Genomic DNA, 24179 nt, shown 5'->3' with positions numbered 1-24179 from the left:
GGCAAGCCCACTCCCACATTTGGAGTGTGGGGCGTCAGGTAAATAGGGGTCGGCTGTCAGGCCGCCTTCGCGGGCAAGCCCGCTCCCACATTTGGAGTGTGGGGCGTCAGGTAAATAGGGGTCGGCTGTCAGGCCGCCTTCGCGGGCAAGCCCGCTCCCACAGAAAAGCAGATCCGCGTTTGATCTGGCTTTTGATTTTGATCTCAGGCGCCCCGTAAAACCACGCTGGCCGAACGCAGGCTTTGGAGCGTGGGTAACCCGGCAGGACGCCGGGTTAGCCGCGCTGNGGATGGCCCATCGCGGCGGCCCACGCTCCAAAGCCGGAGTGAGGGCATGCCGAGCCTAGGCGAGGCACCGAGTGGTGGGGCGAGAGCCTTTTGGTTACTTTTGGGCTCTTCCAAAAGTGACCCGCTGTAAGAGCGGAACCACCAGCAGCCGTTACCGCAGGAATGGATATACACACCGACCCAACGCCTTCGCAGGCAGGCCAGCTCCCACACTGGAATCGCGTCAAATCCCACATAGCTCACGTAACAGTTCAGTATCCAAATGGTTTTCCACCAAGTCAGCCAAACGCTCGATATCACGCTCGCGCAAGGCGTGATAGTCCACTGCCTGCACATCCTCCAACCCCGCCCAACGCAGCAAAGCACTGCACGCCGCCGCTGTTTCGAACAAGCCGTGCAGGTAAGTGCCAAGGATCTGCCCATCCGCACTCTGGGCGCCATCGCTGCGCCCGTCATCCAACAACACCGCAGCATTCGACAAGCCATCGCCGGTCGTCACGCCCGCATGGATCTCATACCCGCTGACCTGCGCATCCTCGAGCAACAAACGCCCGCGCACGTTGCGCAGCTGCTTCTCTTCTTCCAGCGTGGTGCTGAACGCCAGCAACCCCAGGCCATCGCTGGAACCGGCGGGCCCTTCGAGGCCCAGCGGGTCATGCACCTGCTCGCCGAGCATCTGCAAACCGCCGCAAATACCGAGCACCTTGCCGCCATAGCGCAGGTGCCGTGCCACGGCGGTTTCCCAGCCGTTGGCGCGCAGATAGGCCAGGTCACTGCGCACGCTTTTTGAGCCTGGCAGGATGATCAGGTCGGCGGCAGGAATCGGCTGGCCTGGGCCGACGAACTGCAGATCCACTTGGGGATGCAGGCGCAGCGGATCGAAATCCGTGTGGTTGCTGATACGCGGCAACACCGGCACCACCACCTTGAGCACCTGCGCCGCCTTGTCGATCTGACGCCGGTCGATGCCGTCTTCGGCTTCCAGGTGCAGGTCCATCACGTAAGGCAATACGCCCACCACCGGTTTGCCGGTGCGTGCTTCCAGCCAATCCAATCCCGGTTGCAGCAATGCAATGTCGCCGCGAAAACGGTTGATGATGAACCCTTTGACCCGCGCCTGTTCCGTGGGCGACAGCAATTCCAGGGTGCCGACCAAGTGGGCAAAAACACCGCCGCGATTGATGTCGGCGATCAGCAGCACCGGGCAATCCACCGCCTCGGCGAAGCCCATGTTGGCGATGTCATTGGCGCGCAGGTTGATCTCCGCCGGAGAGCCTGCGCCTTCTACCATCACCACCGGGTAGGCCTCGCTCAACCGTGCGTGGGAGGCCAGCACCGCTTGCATCGCGATGGCTTTGTAGTCGTGATAGGCCACCGCGTTCATGCTGGTCACGGCGCGGCCATGAATGATCACTTGGGAGCCGGTGTCGCTGTTGGGCTTGAGCAACACCGGGTTCATATCGGTGTGTGGCGCCAGATTGGCGGCCTGGGCCTGCACCGCCTGGGCGCGACCGATCTCGCCGCCTTCGGCCGTCACCGCGCTGTTGAGCGCCATGTTCTGCGGTTTGAACGGTGCCACCGCCACGCCCTGGCGTATCAGCCAGCGGCACAGCGCCGTCACCAGGGTACTTTTGCCGGCGTCGGAGGTGGTGCCTTGCACCATCAGCGTACTCATGCAGCTTCCTTATAGGCGGCCAGGGCCTCGTCGAGGCGCAGCCAGTCGACCTCAGTGCCGGGCAAGCCAAAACGCAGGCTACTGTCGTGAACAAACAGGCGCAGCAGGATGCCGCGCTGGGCCATGAATTCGTGCAGGCGTTCGGCGTGGGGCGTGATCAGCCATTGGAATAAGGCGCAGCCGCCCTGGGCTTGAAAGCCGTGGCGCTCAAGCAAGGCGAACAAGCGCTGTCCCGCCTCGATGCAACGCACGCGTTGCCGCGCCTGCCCGTCGGTGTCGCGCAGGCACACTTGGCCCAGCACCCGCGTCGGGCCGCTGACGGCCCAAGGCCCGACCTGTTCGGCGAGCAGCTTGAGCAGCTTGCGTTCGGCCAATACAAAGCCCAGTCGCACGCCGGCCAGGCCGAAGAATTTACCGAACGAGCGCAGCACAATCAGGCCGACTTGATGCGCCTGGCCGGCCAGGCTCAGTTGCGGGGTGACGTCCATGAAGGCTTCGTCCACCACCAGCCAGCCACCGCGCCGGGCCAGCCGCGAATGCCAGTCCAGCAAGCGTTGCGGGGTGAGGCTCAGGCCAGTGGGATTGTTGGGATTGACCACCACCAGCACGTCGAGGCTATCGAGAAAGAAGTCGACCTCCTGCTCCTGCACTTCGCGCACCACGTAACCGGCGCGTCGCCAGGCTTCGGCGTGTTCGGCATAGCACGGCGACAAGACCCCGACCTTACCGGCCCGGCGCAGGCGTGGCAGCAACTGGATAGCCGCCTGGGAGCCCGGCACCGGCAATAGGTGCGCAGCGCCGTAATACTCGCCGGCAGCCTGCTCCAGGCCGTCGTCGGTTTCCGGCAGGCGCGCCCAGGCGCGCAAGGGGATCTCGGGAATCGGCCAGGGCCAGGGCGCGAGGCCGCTGGACAGGTCAAGCCAATTGGCTTCGGCTATCCCGTACTGAATCGCTGCCTTGCGCAGCCGGCCACCGTGTTCAAGCATAGAATTGCGCCCCCGCACATAGGATCAGCAGCCACAACCATACGCCGCGCTGCACCAGTTGCCAGCCCCGGTCGATGGAATCGGCATCCGCCGCCGGGCCTTCGCCCAATGGCGGGCGCTGGTGCACTTCACCGTGATAGATCGCCGCGCCGCCCAGCTCCACGCCCAAGGCGCCGGCACCGGCAGCCATCACCGGACCGGCGTTGGGGCTGTCCCACGTCGGGCCTTGAGTGCGCCAGCATTGAAGCGCCAGTCGGGTTTTGCCGAGTACGGCGTAGGTCAACGCCACCAGGCGTGCGGGAATGTAGTTCAGCACGTCGTCGATTTTTGCCGCCGCCCAGCCGAAACGTTCAAAGCGCTCGTTGCGATAGCCCCACATGGCATCCAGGGTGTTGCTCAGGCGGTAAAGCACCACGCCCGGCACGCCAGCGACCACAAACCAGAAAATCGCGGCGAATACCGCATCGCTGCCGTTTTCCAGCACCGACTCGGTGGCGGCGCGGGCGACTTCGGTGCGGTCCAACTCACTGGTCTGGCGGCTGACCAGGTAGCTCACACGCTTGCGCGCTTCCTCCAGGTCATCGCTGCGCAGGGCCTGGGCCACGGGCATCACATGTTCGCCGAGGCTGCGCATGCCGAGTGCGCAGTACAACGCCAGGATCTCCAGGACCCAACCGATATACGGCGCCCACGACAAGGCGGTGGCCAGCAGCGTCAACGGCACCACGGCGATCACCCACGCGGTCACGCCATGGCTGCGCCAGCCGCGACCGCCGCTGTTGAAACGTTGCTCGATGCGCCCGGCGAAGTTGCCGAACGCCACCAGCGGATGCCAGCGCCTCGGTTCACCCAGCAGCGCGTCCAGCGCCACGGCAGCGACACACAGCAAGGCCACACTCATTGACTCACTCCCCACACATTCTCATACAACATGTCACTCAATGGCCGAGGTTCGGTCCAGCCTTCGAGCTGCAACATCGGTGCCGGGTAGAACTCGGCTACTGGCCCCAGGCACAGCACGGCCAAGGGTTTCGCGCCGGGCGGTAAACCCAGCAGATCGGCCAGGGCCTGAGGCTCGAACAGCGACACCCAGCCCATGCCCAGGCCTTCGACGCGGGCCGCCAGCCACAGATTCTGGATCGCACAGGACAACGACGCCATGTCCATTTCCGGCAAGGTACGCCGGCCGAAGATGTGCCGCTCGCGATCGTCCATCAACGCCGCCACCAACACTTCGGCGCAATCGTGAATACCTTCGACCTTGAGCTTCATGAACGCGTCGGAGCGTTCGCCCAGGGCCTCGGCGGTACGCACGCGCTCTTCCTCCACCAACTGTTGAATCTGGCTACGTAACACGCGGTCGCTGATGCGGATAAAGCGCCAGGGCTGCATCAGGCCAACGCTGGGGGCCTGGTGCGCGGCCTGCAGCAGGCGGTGGAGCAATTCGGGGGCGACAGTGCCGCCGCTGAAGTGGCGCATGTCGCGGCGTTCGGCGATGGCACGGTAGACGGCCTGGCGGTCAGCCTCGGGGAAGGCGTTGTCGGTCATGGCTTCTTCGCGGGCAAGTCGAATCGTCGCACCGCCCCTCCCACAGGTTGATCTGTGAACACTGTCGCGGTGGGAGCTGGCTTGCCTGCGATGGCGGTCTCAAGGTCCGGCGCAAACAAGGCGGCCACCGCGGCCGGATTCGACGGGAAATAAAAATGCACGTAGGAAGCCGTCATCCGCCCCTGCCGATACACCGCCTCGGCCCCGCGCCCACCGTTGGGGCTCAGGCCACGGGCAATCGGTTGCCACTCGGTGCTGGTCAGGGAGTGATGATAGGTATGGCCGCGCAGGGTGCCTTCCGGCAATTCGACACTTTGCAGCGCCAGGGCCGCCAGTTTCTTTTGCATCACGGCATCGCCCTGCAGCAGGCCGAGCAGTTTGGCACGGATGCCTTCGACGTCAGTCAGCGAGTCGAGCAGGTAGAGCATGCCGCCGCACTCGGCGAGCAAGGGTTTGCCGGCCACGTGATGGGCACGGATGGCGTCGAGCATCGAGGTATTTTCCGACAGCGCCTGATGATGCAATTCCGGGTAACCACCCGGTAGATAGAGACTGTCGGCGTCAGGCAATTCGCGATCGTGGATCGGCGAGAAGAAGCTCAACTCGGCCCCCATCGCACGTAGCAGGTCGAGGCTGGCGCCGTAGGTAAAAGCAAAGGCTTCGTCGCGGGCCACAGCGATGCGCACGCCATTGAGCAAAGGCTCAGCGGGGATCATTTGCGGCGCGGCAAAGGTCACGGGGGGCGGCAAAGCCACTTCGCAACTGCTGCCCAGCGCTTGCGCAGCGGCGTCCAGGCGCACATCGAGGTCATTCAGTTCACTGGCCTGCACCAGGCCGAGGTGGCGGCTGGGTAATTCGATACCAGTCTCGCGGGACAATGCGCCGTACCAGCGCAAGCCTTCGGTGAGGCTGCCTTCAAGCAATTGCGCATGCCGCAGGGTGCCGACGCGGTTGGCCAGCACGCCCGCGAACGGCAGGTCCGGCTGATATCGCGCCAAGCCCAACGCCAGCGCGCCGAACGTCTGCGCCATCGCGGTGCCGTCGATCACACCCAGCACCGGCACGCCGAAGTGCCGCGCCAGGTCGGCGCTCGAGGGTGTACCGTCGAACAGGCCCATCACGCCTTCGATAAGGATCAGGTCCGCCTCCCCTGCCGCTTCCCAGAGCAAACGGCGACTTTCCTGCTCGCCGACCATCCACATGTCCAATTGATACACCGGCGCACCGCTGGCACGCTCATGGATCATCGGGTCGAGGAAGTCCGGGCCGCATTTGAACACGCGCACCTTGCGCCCCAGGTTGCGGTGCAAACGGGCCAGTGCGGCGGTAACGGTGGTTTTGCCCTGGCCGGACGCCGGTGCGGCGATCAATACGGCCGGGCAATGACGGGGCTGATTCAAAGTTCGACGCCCTTCTGTGCCTTGATACCGGCCTGGAACGCGTGCTTGAGCATGCCCATTTCGGTGACGGTGTCGCCCATTTCGATCAACTCAGGCTTGGCGCCACGGCCGGTGACCACCACGTGTTGCATCGGCGGGCGGGCTTGCAGGTCGCTGAGAACCTGGTCAAGGTCGAGGTAGCCGTGCTTGAGGGCGATGTTCAATTCGTCCAGCACCACCAGGCCGATGGTCGGGTCTTGCAGCAATTCACGGGAAACCGCCCAGGCGGCTTCGGCGGCGGCGATGTCGCGCTGGCGGTCCTGGGTTTCCCAGGTGAAGCCTTCGCCCATCACATGGAAGCGCACTTGCTCGGGGAAGCGGCGGAAGAACAATTCTTCGCCGGTGCTGTTGCGCCCCTTGATGAACTGCACCACGCCGCACTGCATGCCGTGACCCATGGCCCGTGCCAGCATGCCGAACGCGGAGCTGCTCTTGCCTTTGCCGTTGCCGGTCAATACCAGCAGCAAACCGCATTCGTTGGGGGAATTGGCGATGCGTTCGTCGATCACGGCTTTTTTGCGCAGCATGCGCGCCAGATGGCGTTCGTCGCGTTCGGGGGAATCGGTCATGGCAGCTCTCCGTTGGGGCTGGACAAAAACGGCGGGCAGGAAAAAGAAACACAGACAGCCAAGCATCGCCCACCGTGATGCTGTTGGATGTTTCAGGCCGGTCTCCGGGCTCATGAGTGGCGCTTGCGTTAATCAAGCAGGCAGGCCGACGGTGCGCCTTCCCATATCGCTGGCGATACAGTGGCAAAAGGCACCGTCTTGACTCATTTACCGTTGCGGGGGCAGCGCCGGAATCGCGGCAGCACTGTGTACAAGTGCGCTCACTCACCGGCTTCCCTGTTTCACTCCGTCGACCCATGGGTCACGGAGCACCTGGAACAAGCCGCGAAGGTTAGTGGGTTGGGGGTGGAGCGTCAATTAAAGCTGGCCTTGGACTTGAACCAACGCCTCGGCTACCTCCTCTACCCTTACAGGTATTAAGGAGAACACCATGCATAAAACCAGACTTGCCCTACTCATCATGGTCGCCGGCACCCTCGCCGCCTGCGGTGAAAGCTCCACCCTCCAGGTCTCCGACGGCACCGGGCCTTCGCCCAAATTGCCGGAACCGAACAAAACCCTGATCCCCACGGTGAATATCGCGCCCGCCATCGGCTGGCCCGAAGGCGTGAAGCCAACCGCCGCTGCCGGCACTCAGGTGGCGGCGTTTGCCGAAGGCCTCGACCACCCGCGCTGGCTGTATGTACTGCCCAACGGCGACGTGCTGGTGGCGGAAACCAACGCGCCGCCCAAACCGGATGACTCCAAAGGTATTCGTGGCTGGGTCATGGAAAAGGTCATGGGCCGCGCCGGCGCCGGGGTACCGAGCCCGAATCGCATCACACTGCTGCGTGATGCCGACCACGACGGCGTCGCGGAAACCCGCACGGTATTCCTGGAAAATCTTAATTCGCCCTTTGGCATGACACTGGTCGGCAACGACCTGTACGTGGCGGACTCGGACAAGCTGTTGCGCTTTCCCTATCAACCGGGCGAAACCGCGATCAAGCAAGCCGGTACTAAGGTGGTCGACCTGCCAGGCGGGCCGTTGAACCACCACTGGACGAAAAACGTGGTGGCCAGCAAGGATGGCAGCAAGCTGTACGTGAGTGTCGGTTCCAACAGCAACGTGGGGGAAAACGGCCTTGAAGCGGAACAGGGCCGTGCGGCGATCTGGGAAGTGGACCGCGCCAGCGGCCAGCACCGCATTTTCGCCTCCGGCCTGCGCAACCCCAACGGCATGGCCTGGGAACCGCAGACCGGCAAGCTGTGGACGGCAGTCAACGAGCGCGATGAGATCGGCAGCGACCTGGTGCCGGACTACATCACCTCGGTCAAGGATGGCGCCTTCTATGGCTGGCCGTTCAGCTACTACGGCCAGCATGTGGACGTGCGCGTCAACCCACAGAATCTCGACCTGGTGGCCAAAGCGATTGCACCGGATTACGCGGTAGGCCCGCATACGGCGTCGTTAGGCCTGACATTCGCAGAGGGCAGCAAGCTTCCAGCGCAATTCAGCCACGGCGCGTTCATCGGCCAGCATGGTTCGTGGAACCGCAAGCCGCACAGTGGCTACAAGGTGATCTTCGTGCCGTTCGAAGGTGGGCAGCCCAAAGGACAGCCGGTGGACGTGCTGACCGGGTTCCTCGACAAGGATGAGAAAGCCATGGGCCGGCCGGTAGGTGTGGTGATTGATCAGCAGGGGGATTTACTGGTGGCGGATGACGTGGGGAATAAAGTGTGGCGCGTGTCGGCGGCTAAATAAACACCGCAAAACCAATGTGGGAGGGGGTTTGAACTCCCTCCCACCTTTGGGCCTGGGTTTAATTCAGGGATTACGCGCCAGATTCGCCGGCAACACGCGTTTGGCGCTCAGGTAGGCATTCTGCCAATACGCCTTGGACAGGGTATCCAGCTTCACCGTACCGCCGGTTTGCGGCGCGTGCACAAAGCGGCCCTCCCCCACGTAGATCCCGGCATGGCTGACCTGGGAACCGCCACCGGTGGCGAAGAACAAGAGGTCGCCGGTCTGCAGGTTCTGCTCGCTGACATCCTGGGCGCGCATCACGATCAGTTCACGGGTGGTACGCGGCAAGGAGATCCCGGCAGCATCACGGAAGACAAACCCAATCAGGCCGCTGCAATCAAACCCCGAGTCCGGGGTATTACCCCCCCAACGGTACGGCGTGCCAACCAGGCCAAGCGCACGGAAAAGCACGTCTTCGGCTGCAGGCGAGAAATTCTGGGTGGAGTAGTTGAACACCGGCTTAGGTTTCACCGCGACAGGCGCGGGCGGCGGTGGACGGCTTGCGCAGGCGCTGAGCAACGCGGCGCAAACAATAAGAATCAGGCGGGCCGAGGTCGACATGTGCAGAACAATCCTGGTCTGGATGCGGCTTTCGCTGCCGAACGCTGAAAACCAGAACGCGCAAGCAAAGCTCGCGCGAACGGATTACAACAATGTCCAGGGATTCTAGCGCTTACACGTCAAACTTCAAGTATCACTTTAAGTTTACTTGCTAGCGGTAACCGTAGTCGGGGCCATGGCGAGTGCGCGCTTGGCTTCGATGAAGGTTTTGCTCCAGTAGCTGTCACCCAGGTTGTCGACTCGAACACCGCCACTGCGACGGCTGCTGGAGTGGATAAACTGGTTATCGCCCAGGTAGATACCGGCATGGCTCACTCGACCACGGCCAGCTGTACTGAAGAAAAGCAGATCACCGGGCTTGAGGTTGTTGCGTGCGACCAACGGTGCATTCACGTTGATCATTTCGCGGGTAGAGCGCGGCAGGTTCATGCCAGCTTCTTCGCGAAACAGGTAACCGATGAAGCCGCTGCAGTCGAAACCGGCTTCAGAGGTACCACCGAAACGGTAACGGGTACCGATCAGGGACATGCCGCGTTCGAGGATGCTGTCGGCCAGCACTGGAAGCTGATAAGGCTTGCTGCCGGCGAAGTTGGCCAGCTCTTTTTCGGTTGCCATTTCTTCTTCGTAAACAGAAGCAGACTGTGCAGCAACGAACTTTGCCTGATTTTGAACCTGTGGTTTTTGCTGTTCCGCCACCTGCTGAGGGTGGGAGGCGCAACCAAACAACAGGGTAACGAGTGCGAGAGGCACGAGGGGTGCGAAGCGATTTAGCATGGGCACGACCGTGGCTGATATGTAAAGAAGTCGAGACTATGCCCACTATCACATCGATTTGCAAATTCAATCGTGATCTATGTGACTTCGCGATTGGACTATGACATCTAAGCCGTAATTCCATTTATCGGTTCAAATGCGTAGCCAACGCGGCTCAAACGCAGGTTTCCTGGCGCCTGAAAACTGGCGAAACCCGTAAATTCAACGAGTTACCAGCCCAACGTTTCCTTGAGAAAAGGGATCGTCAATTTTCGTTGAGCTTGCAAAGAAGCCTGGTCGAGCTGTTCGAGCAAGTCGAACAACGCGCTCATGCTGCGCGTGCCACGGGTAAGGATAAAATGCCCGACCTCGTCAGTGAGGTGCAGGCCGCGGCGGGAGGCGCGCAGTTGCAAGGCACGCAATTTGTCTTCGTCGGACAGCGGGCGCATTTGGAAGATCAGTGCCAGGGTCAGCCGTGACTTGAGGTCGGCCAGCTTGATCGGCAGCTCACGTGGCGAGCTGGACGCCGCAATCAGCAGGCGCCGACCGCTGTCCCGCAAGCGGTTGAACAAGTGAAACAGCGCTTCTTCCCAATCGGCCTTGCCGGCGATCGCTTGCAGATCGTCCAGGCAGACCAGCTCGTATTGCTCGAGGTGGTCGAAGATGCCGATGCCACGGTCCATCAACTCAGCCAGAGGCAAGTAAACCGCCGGCTCACCCATCTGCTCGAAACGCAAGCAAGCGGCCTGCAACAGGTGGGTACGCCCTACGCCGTGCTTGCCCCACAGATAGATCAGGCTTTCGGTCCACCCGGCGTCGGCTTCGCAAAGCCGCTCGACATAGCCGAGTGCAGCGGCATTGGCGCCTGGGTAGTAGTTGATAAAGGTGGCGTCATCACGCAGACGCACACCCAAGGGCAGCTGAATCGGTTTCATGCTGACTGAACGGCTCCAAACGAACCGTTAGTGGCCTCTGTGTAAAGTTTGCAAAGTTTATACCCGTGACGCCGGGCGCACAATGCAACAGACCCCAAGCAAAATCAAAGGTTTGCGTTAACTTGTTGGATTTACGCAGATTGTTTGACGCCGCCGCTCCAGAAACAACAAACCCGGCCTGGGCCGGGTTTGCAAAGAAGCGGTTACAGGTCGGGGTCTTCGACCCCTGTATACACTTCCGAATCCTTGTACAGATCATGCACATGGCGCACCAGCACCATGATCACCGCCGCCACCGGCAGCGCCAGCAGGATGCCGGTAAAGCCGAACAGCTCCCCGCCCGCCAGGATCGCAAAGATCACCGCCACCGGGTGCAGGCCAATCCGATCGCCTACCAGCAACGGCGTCAGCACCATGCCTTCCAGGGCCTGGCCGACCATGAACACCGCCACAATGCCCAGCATCGGATACAGGTCACCGCCAAACTGGAACAGCCCGGCCACCAGTGCCGCACCGATACCGATCACAAAGCCCATGTACGGCACGATCGCGGCGAGGCCGGCGATCAGGCCGATCAACAGGCCCAGTTCCAGGCCGATGGCCATCAAGCCGGCCGCGTAGATGATCCCCAGGGCCAGCATCACCAGCAACTGCCCACGCACGAATGCACCGAGCACCTCATGGCATTCCTCGGCGAGCGAGACGATACGCTCCTCACGGTTGCGCGGCAGCAGGCTGCGGATCTTGGCCATCATGATGTCCCAGTCGCGCAGCAGGTAGAACGCGACCACCGGGATCAGCACCAGGTTGGTCAACCAGCCAATCAGCGCCAGGCTGGATGCGGTTGCCTGACTGAGAATGACACCGACGATATCGGTGGTCTGCCCCATGTGTTCGCTGATGGCCGCCTTGACCTTGTCGAACTTCCAGAAGCCATCCGCCAGGCCTAACTTAGCCTGGGCCCACGGCATGGCCGTGTGCTGCAGCCAATCGAGCATCTGCGGCGCCAATTCATACAAGCGGAACAGTTGCTTGGCCAACATCGGCACCAGCACCAACACCAACGCCGTGATAATCAAGGTAAACAGCGCGAACACCGCCACCACCCCCCAGGTCCGCGACAGCCCGGCCTTCTCCAAGCGATCCACCACCGGATCGAACAGGTAGGCCAGCAGCAACGCGACCAGGAACGGCGTCAGGATCGAATGCAGCAAGAAGACAAAAACGCACAGCAGGACGATCCCGCCAAGCCACACCCAACGACGCGTATCCGCCATATACCACTCCACCTATATAAAGAAGAAAACTTCTACCAACGAAAACGCAGCTGCGCCTGAGGCTCAGGTGCTACCGCAGGCTGTGTGCCATCTGTCACGGGTTGCTGGGCTGGCGCCTCGCCTGCGGGAATCTCCTGCAACTTGGCCAAGCTCAACTGGGTGCGCAACTGATCGGCACTGCCGTTGACGCGATACACAATACGATTGCCATCCACTAACTGTGGCTGGCCGCCAAAAGGCTCCAGCAGATGACCCAGCGCTGCATAGCGCTCCAGGGTCATGCCTTGCACTTCGAGCAGTTGTTCGGTGCTCACGCCCGGCTTGACCGCAAAACGTGGCGCCAGCTTCTGGCTGACCGCCAGCATCACCGCATCCGCCACGGCGCCGGTGTCGGCCCCTTGGACGGTGCCCTGCTCGCTCTTGTCGCCCAACCACAAACGCCATTTGGCTTGCCATTGACTGCCTTCCTGGCGCGCATGCACAGCCAGCAAGGCGTCGGCGCCGTAACGCTCGGAAGCGGCACGCAAAGGTGTGGCGTCAGCACTTTCCAGATTCGGTGCGGTGGCGACCACCTGCTCATCCAAGTCACCCAGTGGCAGGCGCAGCGGCAGGCCACGGTGTTGTGCGGCACGACGCAGCGCCTGGGCCACAGCCTGACCATCGCCCACCAGGCTGCTGCCTTCGGTGGAGTCGTTCAGCCACCAGCCGAGGATCGATGGCCGATTGCTGCCCCAGATCGACAAGCCCGCTTCACGCAGGACGCGATCAGTGCTCACCGGGTCGAAATCCACTTGCAGGCTTTCCGGCGGGCCGGCGTCGTAGCCGTATTGGCTGATGATTTGTTGCGGGTCCTTGCGAACCGCCGCCAGGCCCGGGCCATCGGCGGCCTTAGCGTCGCCGGTCAGGCGGATCACCAGGGTCTGCACGGCACGCTGGGTGGCTTGGTCGCGCTCTTGCGGCGATTGGCTGCTGACGGGTTCGAGTACTTGATAAAGGCCATTGAGGGTTTCGGCATGACTCGCCAGGCTGACCAACGATAAGCAGCCTACAAAGAAGAATTTACACAGACGCATGGAAGATTCCCGAACGACAAATTTAGCGGCTGGAACAGACCGCGTGAACTCGGTTTGGCAAGGCTGTGACCACAGCCACCGGTAAAACATTCACAGGGTCTTGGTAAGTTTTCGTACTGTCATAACGATAGCGGGTTAAAGGCTATACCTTAATACGCGCCGAAGCAGACCCCATCAGCATTTTTTTAACCGGCTTTTTTAACCTATATGGCCCTGCCCGTCGGCCCGAGGATGGCCGCTGCCCCTCAAGCCTGATAAAATCGCGCGCCTTCGCAGACCGTCAACGGCTGGGCCTTTTACCAAAAGCGCCTGCCCGCTCGGTCGTTACCCCTGAATCCCCCCTAAAGGCCTGGATCATGAGCAAGCAACCCTCCCTGAGCTACAAGGACGCCGGTGTAGACATCGACGCCGGTGAAGCATTGGTCGAACGCATCAAGAGCGTCGCCAAGCGCACTGCGCGCCCCGAAGTCATGGGCGGCCTGGGCGGTTTTGGCGCCCTCTGCGAAATCCCGGCCGGCTACAAGCAGCCTGTCCTGGTGTCCGGCACCGACGGCGTGGGCACCAAGCTGCGCCTGGCACTGAACCTGAACAAGCACGACACCATCGGCATCGACCTGGTTGCCATGTGCGTCAACGACCTGGTGGTGTGCGGCGCCGAGCCGTTGTTCTTCCTGGACTACTACGCCACCGGCAAGCTGAACGTGGACACCGCTGCCCAAGTGGTCACCGGCATCGGCGCGGGTTGCGAGCTGTCGGGTTGCTCCCTGGTCGGCGGCGAAACCGCTGAAATGCCAGGCATGTACGAAGGCGAAGACTACGACCTGGCCGGCTTCTGCGTCGGCGTGGTGGAAAAAGCCGAAATCATCGACGGCTCCAAAGTCGCTGCCGGCGACGCCCTGCTGGCCCTGCCCTCTTCCGGCCCACACTCCAACGGTTACTCGCTGATCCGCAAGATCATCGAAGTGTCCGGCGCCGACATCGAGAACACCCAGCTCGACGGCAAGCCGCTGACCGACCTGCTGATGGCCCCGACCCGCATCTACGTCAAGCCACTGCTCAAGCTGATCAAGGACACTGGCGCAGTCAAAGCCATGGCCCACATCACGGGCGGCGGTCTGCTGGACAACATCCCGCGCGTACTGCCAAAAGGCGCCCAGGCGATCGTCGACGTGGCCAGCTGGCAGCGTCCTGCGGTATTCGACTGGCTGCAAGAGAAAGGCAACGTTGACGAAACCGAAATGCACCGCGTGCTGAACTGCGGCGTCGGCATGGTCATCTGCGTGGCGCAAGAACACGTTGAAACCGCGCTGAACGTATTGCGTGAAGCTGGCGAGCAGCCATGGGTCATCGGCCAGATCGCCACTGCACCGGAAGGCGCAGCTCAGGTCGAACTGAAGAACCTCAAGGCTCACTGATGCCTCAGACCTGTGATGTCGTGGTGCTGCTTTCCGGCACCGGCAGTAACTTGCAGGCCTTGATCGACAGCACGCGCACCGGCGACAGCCCGGTGCGCATTGCTGCGGTGATCTCCAACCGCAGCGACGCCTACGGCCTGCAACGCGCCAGGGACGCGGGTATCGAAACCCGCTCTCTGGATCACAAGACGTTCGATGGCCGCGAGGCCTTCGACAGTGCCTTGATCGAACTCATCGACGCCTTCAACCCCAAACTCGTGGTACTCGCCGGTTTCATGCGCATCCTCAGCGCTGATTTCGTGCGGCATTACGAGGGGCGCCTGCTCAATATCCACCCTTCCCTGCTGCCCAAGTACAAAGGCATGCACACGCACCAGCGTGCGCTCGACGCCGGCGACAGCGAGCATGGCTGCAGCGTGCACTTCGTCACCGAGGAACTCGATGGCGGGCCTCTGGTCGTACAGGCAGTGGTTCCGGTAGAGTCTGACGACTCGGCGCAGAGCCTTGCGCAACGGGTTCACACCCAGGAACACAGGATTTACCCGCTGGCCGTTCGCTGGTTTGCCGAGGGACGGTTGATTCTCGGTGACCAGGGTGCATTATTGGACGGTCAGTTACTTGCGGCCAGCGGCCACTTGATTCGAACCTAGGAGATTTTATGCGTCGCGCCCTGCTCTTCGCTTTTGCGCTGTTCGCCTTGCCTGCCGTGCAAGCAGCAGACCTACACCCTTTCTCCGTCAGCTACACGGCCGACTGGAAACAGTTGCCCATGAGTGGTTCGGCCGAACGCAGCCTGGCCAAGAATGGCGATGGCACTTGGACCTTGAACTTCAAGGCGTCCATGATGATCGCCAGCCTGACCGAAACCAGCGTGATCCAGTTTGACAAGGACACCCTGCAACCGAAGAGCTACACCTTCGAACGCGGTGGTCTGGGCAAGGCGAAGAAGATCAACCTGGACTTCGACCAGACCGCCAAGAAAGTCACCGGTTTTGAAAACAAAGACCCGGTCAACGTCGCCCTGCAAAGCGGCATGCTCGACAAGTCAACCTACCAGTTGGCCCTGCAGCGCGATGTGGCTGCCGGCAAGAAGAGCATGAGCTACAACGTGGTCGAAGGCACCGACGTCGACACCTACGACTTCCGCGTGATCGGCCCGGAAAAGGTTCAGACCAAGGTCGGCTCCATCGACGCCATCAAGGTCGAGCGCGTGCGTGACCCGACACAAAGCAAGCGCATCACCCAGATGTGGTTTGCCAAGGACCAGGGCGGCATCCTGGTTGCCCTGCGCCAGGTGGAAACCGACGGCAAGGAATACAACATCATGCTGCAGGACGGCACCGTTGACGGTAAGGCTGTCAAAGGTAGCTGATCGGTAGCTGGAACAAGGAGCCCCGCGAATGCGGGGCTTTTTTTCGTCTGTCGATTGAGCTGCCCCTGACGTGAACATGAAACTTTTGTCATAAAACTCAGCACCCTGCGGCGCAATGTCGCGGTTTACGCGGCCTGCAGGACTGTTGCATTTGCTGCAATGAATTGTTGCGCGAAAAGTCGGTTTACTTAGCAAGCTAACAAATCATATAACAAAGGCCTGCGACGACTTGCCGCAGATCCACCAGAGATTGGAGCAAGCAGATGACTGTAAAAGTAACTGAACGCGACGACGAACATATGTCCCACGAAGCATTGGGCCATGGGATTCACATCTGGGATGTACACCAGCAAGACCTGCTGGTCGGCATGTTTCACAATGAGAGCGACGCTCATAATTATAAAAACGAGCTTGAATCGCTTGAGATGAAACGCCAGGCACAAAGCTCCTGAAGCTACCGTGTAGTGAGCGGGCTTGCCCCGCGCTGGGTGGCGAAGCCGCCCCACTAAAAACGCCGCATTCTTTCAGGGAGAATGCGGCGTTTGCGTTTTCGGGGCCGCTTCGCAGCCCAGCGCAGGGCAAGCCTGCTCACCCCAGGCAAGCGCGCTCAGCACAATGGGTTGCTACCGCCTTACCACATCAGATCATCCGGGATCTGGTAGGCGGCGTACGGATCATCCTCGTCCGGCACCTGGCTTTCGGTGAGGATGTTGAGCTGCACGATACGCTCCGGTGCGCGCTCCTGGATCTTCAGCGCCGCTTCGCGCGGGATCACCTCATAGCTGCCACCGTGATGCACAATCGCCAGGGAGCCGTTGCTCAGCTTGTTGCGCATCAGCGTGTTGACCGACAGGCGCTTGACCTTCTTGTCATCCACGAAGTTGTAGTAGTCCTCGGTGGTCAGCTTGGGCAGGCGCGAGGTCTCGATCAGTTGCTTGACCTGCGCCGTGCGGGCCTTGGCCTCGGCTTTTTCCTGCTGCTGGCGGTTCAGTTCCTGGTCGCGCTTGACCTTCTCGGCATGTGCCTCGGCTGCCAGGCGGGCCTGGGTGTCATCGACCTCGGCCTGGCCTTTGTGAACCAGGCGTTGCTGTTTCTGTTTCTCTTTGCCGACCTGCTTGGCCTGCTTTTGGTTGACCAGACCTGCTTTGAGCAACTGGTCGCGAAGGGAAAGGCTCATGGTGCTTACTCACTTAGGCAACTGCTCAACCGCAGCTGGACACGTTCTTTTCCTGACGTTTGGCTTCGCCCCAGAGGGCATCCAACGTTTCGAGGGTGCAATCTTCTATGGGTTGGTGCGTGTCGCGCAATGCCTGTTCGATAAATCGGAAACGTCGTTCGAACTTGGCATTGGCCCCACGCAAAGCGGTTTCCGGGTCGACCTTGAGGTGACGGGCCAGGTTGACTGCGGCAAACAGCAGGTCACCAACCTCATCGGCAATGGCCGACGGATCGTTATCGGCCATGGCCTCGAGCACTTCATCCAACTCTTGGCGCACGTTATCCACCACCGGCAAGGCAGACGGCCAGTCGAAACCGACCTGGCTGGCGCGCTTTTGCAATTTGGCGGCACGGGACAAGGACGGCAACGCGGTAGGCACATCGTCCAGCAGGGATAGTTGCTCCGGTGCGTCGGACTTTTCCGCGCGCTCCTCGGCCTTGATCTGCTCCCAACGTGCCTTGACCTGCTCTTCGCTCAGGTGCGGGATATCCAGCGGCGCATACAGATCGCCGGTGGGGAACACATGGGGATGGCGACGGATGAGCTTGCGCGTAATGCTGTCGACCACTCCGGCAAATTCGAAGCGCCCTTCCTCCCGTGCCAGCTGGCTGTAATACACCACCTGGAACAACAGGTCGCCCAGCTCGCCTTGCAGGTGATCGAAGTCACCGCGCTCGATGGCGTCGGCGACTTCATAGGCTTCTTCCAACGTGTGCGGGACGATAGTCGCGTAGGTTTGCTTGATGTCCCATGGGCACCCGTATTGCGGGTCGCGCAGGCGGTTCATCAGGTGCAGCAGGTCTTCGAGTGAATACATCGGTCTCTTTCCGCTGAAGATCAAATGTGGGAGGGGGCAAGCCCTCTCCCACATTTATGACCGCATCAAGGGGTGCGGTTGCGCCGGGTTTCAATGATGTTCGGCAACTGGGAAATCCGCCCCAGCAACCGACCCAATGCGTCCAACCCCGGAATCTCGATGGTCAGGGACATCAACGCGGTGTTGTCCTCTTTGTTCGAGCGGGTGTTGACCGCCAGCACGTTGATGCGCTCGTTGAGCAGCACTTGCGACACGTCACGCAGCAAGCCAGAACGGTCGTAGGCGCGGATGATGATGTCCACCGGGTAGGTGAGCACCGGTACCGGCCCCCAGCTGACCTGGATGATCCGCTCCGGCTCACGCCCGCCCAGTTGCAGCACCGAGGCGCAGTCCTGGCGGTGAATACTCACGCCACGGCCCTGGGTGATGTAACCGACGATGGCATCGCCCGGCAACGGCTGGCAGCAGCCGGCTATTTGCGTCATCAGGTTGCCCACGCCCTGGATCTGGATATCGCCGCGCTTGCCGGGCTTGTAGCCGGTGGCCTTGCGTGGAATCAGTTCCAGCTGTTCGCTGCCGCGCTCCGGCTCGACCAGCTGCTGGGCCAGGTTGACCAGTTGCGCCAGGCGCAAGTCGCCGGCACCCAGTGCGGCAAACATGTCTTCGGCGATCTTCATGTTGGCTTTTTCGGCCAACTTGTCGAAATCCACCTGAGGCAGGCCCAGGCGTGCCAGTTCGCGTTCAAGCAAGGTTTTACCCGCCGCGACGTTCTGGTCACGCGCCTGCAACTTGAACCAATGGACGATCTTCGCCCGCGCCCGCGACGTGGTGATGTAGCCGAGGTTGGGGTTCAGCCAGTCACGGCTCGGCGTGCCGTGCTTGCTGGTGATGATCTCGACCTGCTCACCGGTTTGCAGGCTGTAGTTGAGCGGCACGATGCGCCCGTTGATCTTGGCGCCCCGGCAGTTGTGACCGATTTCGGTGTGTACGCGGTAGGCAAAATCCAGCGGCGTGGCGCCCTTGGGCAGGTCGATGGCGTGTCCGTCAGGCGTGAAGATATAGACCCGGTCCGGCTCGATATCCACACGCAACTGTTCGGCCAGGCCGCCGATGTCGCCGAGTTCTTCGTGCCATTCCAGCACTTGGCGCAGCCAGGAGATTTTCTCTTCGTACTGGTTGGACCCGGCCTTGACGTCGGTGCCCTTGTAGCGCCAGTGCGCACAGACACCCAGCTCGGCCTCTTCGTGCATGGCGTGCGTGCGGATCTGCACTTCCAGCACCTTGCCCTCGGGGCCGATCACCGCCGTGTGCAAGGAGCGATAGCCGTTTTCCTTGGGGTTGGCGATGTAGTCGTCAAACTCCTTGGGAATGTGCCGCCACAGGGTATGGACGATACCGAGCGCGGTGTAGCAGTCACGCATTTCCGGCACCAGCACACGCACGGCACGCACGTCGTAGATCTGGCTGAAGGCCAGGCCCTTGCGCTGCATTTTGCGCCAGATGGAATAGATGTGTTTGGCGCGACCGCTGATGTCGGCCTCGACGCCGGTGGCCTGCAACTCGGAGCGCAACTGGTTCATCACGTCGGCGATAAAGCGCTCACGGTCGAGCCGCCGCTCGTGCAGCAAGGTGGCAATCTGTTTGTATTGATCGGGTTCGAGGTAGCGGAAGGACAGGTCCTCCAACTCCCATTTGATATGGCCGATACCCAGGCGGTGCGCCAGGGGTGCGTAGATGTCGAAGACTTCGCGGGCAACGCGGTTGCGCTTTTCGTCGTCGGCCGTCTTCACCGCCCGGATGGCGCAGGTGCGTTCGGCCAGCTTGATCAGGGCGACACGAACGTCGTCGACCATCGCCACCAGCATCTTGCGCAGGTTCTCGACCTGGCCCTGGGTGCCCAGCACCATGGATTGACGCGGGCTGAGGCTGGCGCTGATCGCGGCCATGCGCAGCACGCCGTCGATCAGCTTGGCTACCACGGTGCCGAAACGCTGGCTGACGATGGGCAACGCGATGTGCCCTTCGCGTACGCCGCGATAGAGTACGGCGGCGATCAGCGAGTCCTGGTCCAGTTTAAGATCGGCGAGGATCTCGGCGATCTCCAAGCCGGTGCGAAAACTTGAAGTGCCTTCGGCCCACAGGTTCTTGGCCGCATTGTCTTGCTGCTCAGACTCACGAGCGAACTCGCAGGCTGCTTTCAAGGCTTCACGGTCCAGTGCCGGGTCGACACTGACGGCATGATCCAGCCATGCCTCGAGATTGATACTGCCGTCGGTGTTGATCGGCTGGTGTGCTCTCACCTGTACCATCTTGCTTACCTTCCCTACGACGCACCTTGGATGCGTCAAAAATCATCGCTGACCTGCTTTACCTTGATAAAGCTTACACACACTCCCTGGCAGGTCGCGGCCTTGGAGAATGCAGGCCAGTCGGATTAAACGGGCATCCTAGCCCGCTTCAAATAACGCCATGGCCTCGACATGCGCGGTTTGCGGAAACATGTCGAGGATCCCGGCACGTTTTAGCCGGTAGCCTTGCTTGACCAACTCAACCGTGTCCCGCGCCAGCGTGGCCGGGTTGCAGGACACATACACCAGACGCTTGGCCTTGAGGGTCGCGAGCTTGCGCACAACCTCCAGGGCACCGTCACGAGGTGGGTCCAAGAGTACCGCAGAAAAGCCCTGTTTGGCCCATTCCGCGTCGGTCAAAGGCTGAGACAAATCGGCCTGAAAAAACTGCGCATTATGCAAATTGTTGCTGACGGCGTTGACGGCCGCCCGGTCCACCATGGTCTGTACGCCTTCCACCGCCACCACTTCCCGCACTTGGCGAGCAAGCGGCAGGGCGAAATTGCCCAGGCCGCAAAACAGGTCCAACACCCGCTCATCGGGTTGGGGCGCCAGCCATTCCAGGGCCTGGGCGACCATCGCCGCGTTGACCCCGGCGTTGACTTGGACGAAGTCTCCAGGCCGGTAAGCCAGTTCCAGATCCCACTGTTCCAATCGAAACCCCAGAACCGCATCGGCGTCGACCGGTTCCGGCTGACCCTCGCCATGCAGCCACAGCTGGGCATCATGGAAGGTGCAGAATTCTTTCAAAATGTGCAGGTCCGCTTCGGACAGCGGCGCCATATGCCGCAGCAACACGGCGATGGAGGTCCCACTGAACACTTCCACATGCCCCAGCGCCTGAGGTTTGCTCAGGCGGCGGAGCATGTTGGGCAGACGTTGCATGATCGGTTGCAAGGCCTGTACCAGTACCGGGCAATCGTCAATGGCGACGATGTCCTGGCTGGCCACGGCGCGGAAACCGACTGCCAGATGTTTCGCCTTGGCGTCCCAACGCACGGCCACACGGGCGCGGCGACGGTAGCCGAATTCCGGCCCACTCAACGGTGCGGCCCACTCTTGCGGTTCGACACCGGCCACACGGGACAGTTGCTCGGCGAGCATGCGCTGTTTCAGGGCAAGTTGTTCGGCGTGGGGCAAGTGCTGCACGCTGCAACCGCCGCAGCGACCGAAGTGCGCACACGGCGCCGGACGCCGCAGTTCGCTGGCCTTGAACACCCGCTCGGTGCGCGCCTCGACGATTTTGCCGTGGGTGCCCAGCACCCGCGCTTCCACGTCTTCGCCGGCCAGCGCGCCGTTCACAAACCAGGTGCGGCCTTCAAAGAACACGATGCCGCGGCCGTCATTGGCCAGGCGCTCGATGGTCAAGCGTTGTTTCTTGCCTACCGGAATCTGCGGGGCCCGGCTGCCGCCCGTCGGCTGGAAGCGCAGGCCTCTCTCGTGCTTGGCCATCAGTTGGGTTCGTCGAAAATGCCGGTCGACAAGTAACGGTCGCCTCGGTCACAGATGATCGCGACGATCACCGCGTTTTCCACCTCTTTGGACAAGCGCAACATGCCGGCCACGGCACCACCGGAGGACACACCGCAGAAGATGCCTTCTTCACGGGCCAGGCGACGCGTGGTGTCTTCGGCTTCACGCTGGGCCATGTCGATGATGCGGTCCACGCGGGTCGCGTTGTAGATCTTCGGCAGATACTCTTCGGGCCAGCGGCGGATGCCCGGGATGGCCGCGCCTTCCATGGGTTGCAGCCCCACGATCTGGATCGCCGGGTTCTGCTCCTTGAGGTAGCGCGAGTTGCCCATGATGGTACCGGTGGTACCCATGGAACTGACGAAATGGGTGATGGTGCCCTGGGTCTGGCGCCAGATTTCCGGACCAGTGGTGGTGTAGTGCGCCTCGGGGTTGTCACCGTTGGCGAACTGGTCCAGCACCTGGCCACGGCCTTCGGCGGCCATGCGCTCGGCGAGGTCGCGGGCACCTTCCATGCCCTCTTCCTGGGTCACCAGCACCAGTTCGGCGCCATAGGCGGTCATCGCCGCCTTGCGCTCGGCGCTGCCGTTGTCGGGCATGATCAGCACCATCTTGTAACCCTTGATCGCCGCGGCCATGGCCAGCGCGATCCCGGTGTTACCGGAGGTGGCTTCGATCAGGGTGTCGCCGGGCTTGATCTGCCCGCGCAACTCGGCGCGGGTGATCATCGACAGCGCCGGGCGGTCTTTTACCGAACCGGCCGGGTTGTTCCCTTCAAGCTTGAGCAACAGGGTATTGCTGGTTTCACCCGCCATGCGTTGCAAGCGGACCAGGGGGGTGTTGCCGACGCAATCGGCGATTGTAGGGTACTGCAAGGTCATGGCGTATTCGCAATCCAGACTGCGGGGGCGAACATCATACCGGGAAAGGCCGGCGGGCCATATCACGCAAAGTGCGGTGCTTATGGCTTATAGGAATAAGCGAGCGAAGTGGTGGCTGGGCAGACGCTATCGGGAGCAAGCCCCCTCCCACATTCGCCCGCATTCTCATGCTGGAATTCGGTCAACTGTGAGAGGGGGGCTTGCCCCCCGATGGCCGCACCTCGACAACCCGCCTAGCCCAAATGTCGATCGCCATGGTTTTTCTGAAAAACCTCCTCCCCCATCGCCGCAATCTGCCCGTCGATCAGCGCCTCAAAGGGTTTGAGCAGCAGCTCAAACGATGCCGGTGCCTCCAGCACCTGCAACGCCTGCACAATGGCCTCAACCGTTGACAGGGCTCCCGGCCCGGGCGCTTTGCGCAGCCGATAACGCGACACAGCGCCCTCGGCCAGCGTCACCCGTGGCAGCGCTGCCAGCAACGGATTGAGGTGCAGCAATTTGCGCGCCTTGCGCCAGGTGCCGTCGGGAACCACCAGCAACAGCGGTTGATCCCCCGGCACATAGGCTTGCAGCGGCTGGGCGTCGTCAGCCGGAAACAACAGCCGCGCCTGATAGCCAGGCGGGTTCAATAGAGCCGGCAGATCATCAAAGACCTCACCCACTATCAACTGCGCATTGTTCAACCCCAACGCCGCCAACCGCGCGGTATTGAGCGCATGGTTGACCTCGCTCGGGTGCTGCAACAGCAACACGCGGGTACGGCTGTCGAGGCTCGGGATCAACGCGCACAGGCAATGGGTGGCGGGTCGCAGGCAGCGCGGGCATTGGGGTCTGGACATGGATTATCAGGCCTGGTTGAGCTGGGCTTTGAGTAGATCGCGGAAGGTCTGGATCAACGGTTCACGGCTGCGCCCGCGGCGCATGATCATCGAAAACGGCGCCTGGTAACCGAAGGTGGCCGGCAGCAATACGCGCAAATCCCCCTTGTCGGCCCAGGCCTGGGCGTAGTGCTCAGGCAGGTAGCCGATATAGGCGCCGGACAGCACCAGGATCAACTGAGCCTCCATACTTTCCACGGTCGCCGCGCTGTGTTTGAAACCATGGCGCGCCAGTTCGGCCTGGCTCCAGTAGCCGCGACCGACCATGCGTTGCTGGGTGATCACTTGCTCCGGGATGCGGCGCTCGTTGAACAGCGGGTGCCGGGTGCTGCAATACAACCAGTGCTGCTCGCGGTACAACGGCATGTAGATCAGCCCGCTCATGCGGTTGGAGAAAGCACCGATGGCCAGGTCGAGGCGATTGTCCTGCACACCGAGTTGCAGTTCGTAGGGGCTCATCACCGACAAATGCAGGTGCACCGCCGGGTGCTCCTGGCTGTAGGCGCCGATGACTTCGGCGAACGGCAGCGCCTTATCGCTGACGGTAGAGTCGAGCACCCCGAGCTTGAGGGTGCCGCGCAACTCGCCTTTCAAGGCTGCGGCGTATTGCTCGAAACCTTCCAGTTCGCCCAGTAACCGCAGGGTTTCCTGATGGAACAGCTCGCCTTTGCTGGTCAGGCTGAAACCGCCCCGGCCGCGATGGCACAGCACCAGGCCCAACGCCGATTCCAGTTGGCTCATGTAAGTGCTGATGGCCGACGTGGACAGGTTGAGTTCGTGCTGGGCATTGGCGAATCCCTGGTGCCGCACGACGCTGACGAAGATCCGCAGGAGTTTCAGGTCGGGCAAGGCGTTGGCCATGGGGTCTCCAAGATGATCGGGCTACT

At 61.7% G+C, this 24179-nt stretch carries 23 protein-coding genes and 1 riboswitch; of the genes, 5 read left to right on the top strand and 18 right to left on the bottom strand.

Annotated features, from left to right (window positions below; translation table 11 throughout):
* Nucleotides 1-510: 510 nt before the first annotated feature.
* Genes AO064_RS05895 through cobO form a run of 6 tightly spaced genes read right to left on the bottom strand, consistent with a single transcriptional unit; the run spans nucleotide 511 to nucleotide 6504 of the window.
* The gene (locus AO064_RS05895; RefSeq protein ID WP_015885236.1) at nucleotides 511-1962 is read right to left on the bottom strand and encodes a cobyric acid synthase; all 1452 of its coding nucleotides are present in this window, start codon (nucleotides 1960-1962) and stop codon (nucleotides 511-513) included.
* Nucleotides 1959-2948, bottom strand: a complete 990-nt coding sequence (cobD, locus tag AO064_RS05890; protein ID WP_064052708.1) for a threonine-phosphate decarboxylase CobD — start codon at nucleotides 2946-2948, stop codon at nucleotides 1959-1961. The genes AO064_RS05895 and cobD overlap by 4 nt, the downstream gene beginning before the upstream one ends.
* Complete coding sequence (gene cbiB, locus AO064_RS05885) at nucleotides 2941-3849, bottom strand: adenosylcobinamide-phosphate synthase CbiB (protein ID WP_046036015.1); 909 nt, start codon at nucleotides 3847-3849, stop codon at nucleotides 2941-2943. Before cbiB ends, cobD begins: the two co-directional genes overlap by 8 nt.
* The gene (bluB, locus tag AO064_RS05880) at nucleotides 3846-4496 is read right to left on the bottom strand and encodes a 5,6-dimethylbenzimidazole synthase (RefSeq protein ID WP_046036014.1); all 651 of its coding nucleotides are present in this window, start codon (nucleotides 4494-4496) and stop codon (nucleotides 3846-3848) included. Before bluB ends, cbiB begins: the two co-directional genes overlap by 4 nt.
* Nucleotides 4493-5896: a cobyrinic acid a,c-diamide synthase CobB gene (locus tag AO064_RS05875; protein ID WP_064052707.1), complete on the bottom strand. Its 1404-nt coding sequence runs from the start codon at nucleotides 5894-5896 to the stop codon at nucleotides 4493-4495. The genes bluB and AO064_RS05875 overlap by 4 nt, the downstream gene beginning before the upstream one ends.
* A complete protein-coding gene (cobO, locus tag AO064_RS05870; protein ID WP_015885241.1) occupies nucleotides 5893-6504 on the bottom strand; it encodes a cob(I)yrinic acid a,c-diamide adenosyltransferase in 612 nt (203 codons plus the stop codon). Before cobO ends, AO064_RS05875 begins: the two co-directional genes overlap by 4 nt.
* A gap of 78 nt (nucleotides 6505-6582) precedes the next feature.
* Nucleotides 6583-6835, bottom strand: a riboswitch (cobalamin riboswitch).
* Between the two features lie 99 nt (nucleotides 6836-6934).
* Between cobO and AO064_RS05865 the strand changes: the two genes are divergently transcribed.
* The gene (locus AO064_RS05865) at nucleotides 6935-8248 is read left to right on the top strand and encodes a PQQ-dependent sugar dehydrogenase (protein WP_064052706.1); all 1314 of its coding nucleotides are present in this window, start codon (nucleotides 6935-6937) and stop codon (nucleotides 8246-8248) included.
* A gap of 63 nt (nucleotides 8249-8311) precedes the next feature.
* Here the strand turns inward: AO064_RS05865 and AO064_RS05860 are convergent, their stop codons facing one another.
* From AO064_RS05860 to AO064_RS05840, 5 genes are all read right to left on the bottom strand, one after another.
* Complete coding sequence (locus AO064_RS05860) at nucleotides 8312-8851, bottom strand: C40 family peptidase (protein ID WP_046036011.1); 540 nt, start codon at nucleotides 8849-8851, stop codon at nucleotides 8312-8314.
* A gap of 144 nt (nucleotides 8852-8995) precedes the next feature.
* On the bottom strand, nucleotides 8996-9625 hold the full coding sequence (locus AO064_RS05855) for a C40 family peptidase (RefSeq protein WP_043205719.1): 630 nt from the start codon (nucleotides 9623-9625) through the stop codon (nucleotides 8996-8998).
* A gap of 209 nt (nucleotides 9626-9834) precedes the next feature.
* A complete protein-coding gene (gene hda, locus AO064_RS05850) occupies nucleotides 9835-10539 on the bottom strand; it encodes a DnaA regulatory inactivator Hda (RefSeq protein WP_015885245.1) in 705 nt (234 codons plus the stop codon).
* A 203-nt stretch (nucleotides 10540-10742) separates the two neighbouring features.
* The gene (locus tag AO064_RS05845) at nucleotides 10743-11816 is read right to left on the bottom strand and encodes an AI-2E family transporter (protein WP_064052705.1); all 1074 of its coding nucleotides are present in this window, start codon (nucleotides 11814-11816) and stop codon (nucleotides 10743-10745) included.
* Between the two features lie 32 nt (nucleotides 11817-11848).
* Complete coding sequence (locus AO064_RS05840) at nucleotides 11849-12889, bottom strand: DUF2066 domain-containing protein (protein ID WP_064052704.1); 1041 nt, start codon at nucleotides 12887-12889, stop codon at nucleotides 11849-11851.
* Nucleotides 12890-13245: 356 nt separating this feature from the next.
* On the opposite strand from AO064_RS05840, the gene purM reads away from it, so the two are divergent.
* From purM to AO064_RS05820, 4 genes are all read left to right on the top strand, one after another.
* Nucleotides 13246-14304 (top strand): phosphoribosylformylglycinamidine cyclo-ligase, encoded by a 1059-nt coding sequence (gene purM, locus AO064_RS05835; protein WP_015885248.1) that lies wholly within the window; start codon nucleotides 13246-13248, stop codon nucleotides 14302-14304.
* Nucleotides 14304-14954: a phosphoribosylglycinamide formyltransferase gene (purN, locus tag AO064_RS05830; RefSeq protein ID WP_015885249.1), complete on the top strand. Its 651-nt coding sequence runs from the start codon at nucleotides 14304-14306 to the stop codon at nucleotides 14952-14954. The genes purM and purN overlap by 1 nt, the downstream gene beginning before the upstream one ends.
* Nucleotides 14955-14962: 8 nt before the next feature.
* Nucleotides 14963-15676: a DUF3108 domain-containing protein gene (locus AO064_RS05825; RefSeq protein WP_015885250.1), complete on the top strand. Its 714-nt coding sequence runs from the start codon at nucleotides 14963-14965 to the stop codon at nucleotides 15674-15676.
* A 263-nt stretch (nucleotides 15677-15939) separates the two neighbouring features.
* Nucleotides 15940-16128, top strand: a complete 189-nt coding sequence (locus AO064_RS05820) for a hypothetical protein (protein ID WP_003175379.1) — start codon at nucleotides 15940-15942, stop codon at nucleotides 16126-16128.
* A 179-nt stretch (nucleotides 16129-16307) separates the two neighbouring features.
* Here AO064_RS05820 and AO064_RS05815 read toward each other — a convergent pair whose 3' ends face one another.
* From AO064_RS05815 to AO064_RS05785, 7 genes are all read right to left on the bottom strand, one after another.
* On the bottom strand, nucleotides 16308-16853 hold the full coding sequence (locus tag AO064_RS05815) for a DUF2058 domain-containing protein (RefSeq protein ID WP_003230516.1): 546 nt from the start codon (nucleotides 16851-16853) through the stop codon (nucleotides 16308-16310).
* 25 nt (nucleotides 16854-16878) lie between these two features.
* Nucleotides 16879-17712, bottom strand: a complete 834-nt coding sequence (gene mazG, locus AO064_RS05810) for a nucleoside triphosphate pyrophosphohydrolase (protein WP_064052703.1) — start codon at nucleotides 17710-17712, stop codon at nucleotides 16879-16881.
* Nucleotides 17713-17777: 65 nt separating this feature from the next.
* Complete coding sequence (relA, locus tag AO064_RS05805; RefSeq protein ID WP_015885252.1) at nucleotides 17778-20021, bottom strand: GTP diphosphokinase; 2244 nt, start codon at nucleotides 20019-20021, stop codon at nucleotides 17778-17780.
* Between the two features lie 138 nt (nucleotides 20022-20159).
* Complete coding sequence (gene rlmD, locus AO064_RS05800) at nucleotides 20160-21512, bottom strand: 23S rRNA (uracil(1939)-C(5))-methyltransferase RlmD (protein ID WP_064052702.1); 1353 nt, start codon at nucleotides 21510-21512, stop codon at nucleotides 20160-20162.
* A complete protein-coding gene (cysM, locus tag AO064_RS05795) occupies nucleotides 21512-22414 on the bottom strand; it encodes a cysteine synthase CysM (RefSeq protein ID WP_015885254.1) in 903 nt (300 codons plus the stop codon). Before cysM ends, rlmD begins: the two co-directional genes overlap by 1 nt.
* 233 nt (nucleotides 22415-22647) lie before the next feature.
* A complete protein-coding gene (locus tag AO064_RS05790) occupies nucleotides 22648-23253 on the bottom strand; it encodes a tRNA-uridine aminocarboxypropyltransferase (RefSeq protein ID WP_064052701.1) in 606 nt (201 codons plus the stop codon).
* 6 nt (nucleotides 23254-23259) lie between these two features.
* Complete coding sequence (locus AO064_RS05785) at nucleotides 23260-24153, bottom strand: LysR family transcriptional regulator (RefSeq protein ID WP_049712094.1); 894 nt, start codon at nucleotides 24151-24153, stop codon at nucleotides 23260-23262.
* Between the last annotated feature and the right edge of the window lie 26 nt (nucleotides 24154-24179).

It is taken from the genome of Pseudomonas marginalis (genome assembly GCF_001645105.1).
In the GTDB taxonomy this organism is placed as follows: Bacteria; Pseudomonadota; Gammaproteobacteria; order Pseudomonadales; family Pseudomonadaceae; genus Aquipseudomonas; species Aquipseudomonas petroselini.
This window is presented reverse-complemented; position numbering and strand designations above follow the sequence as displayed.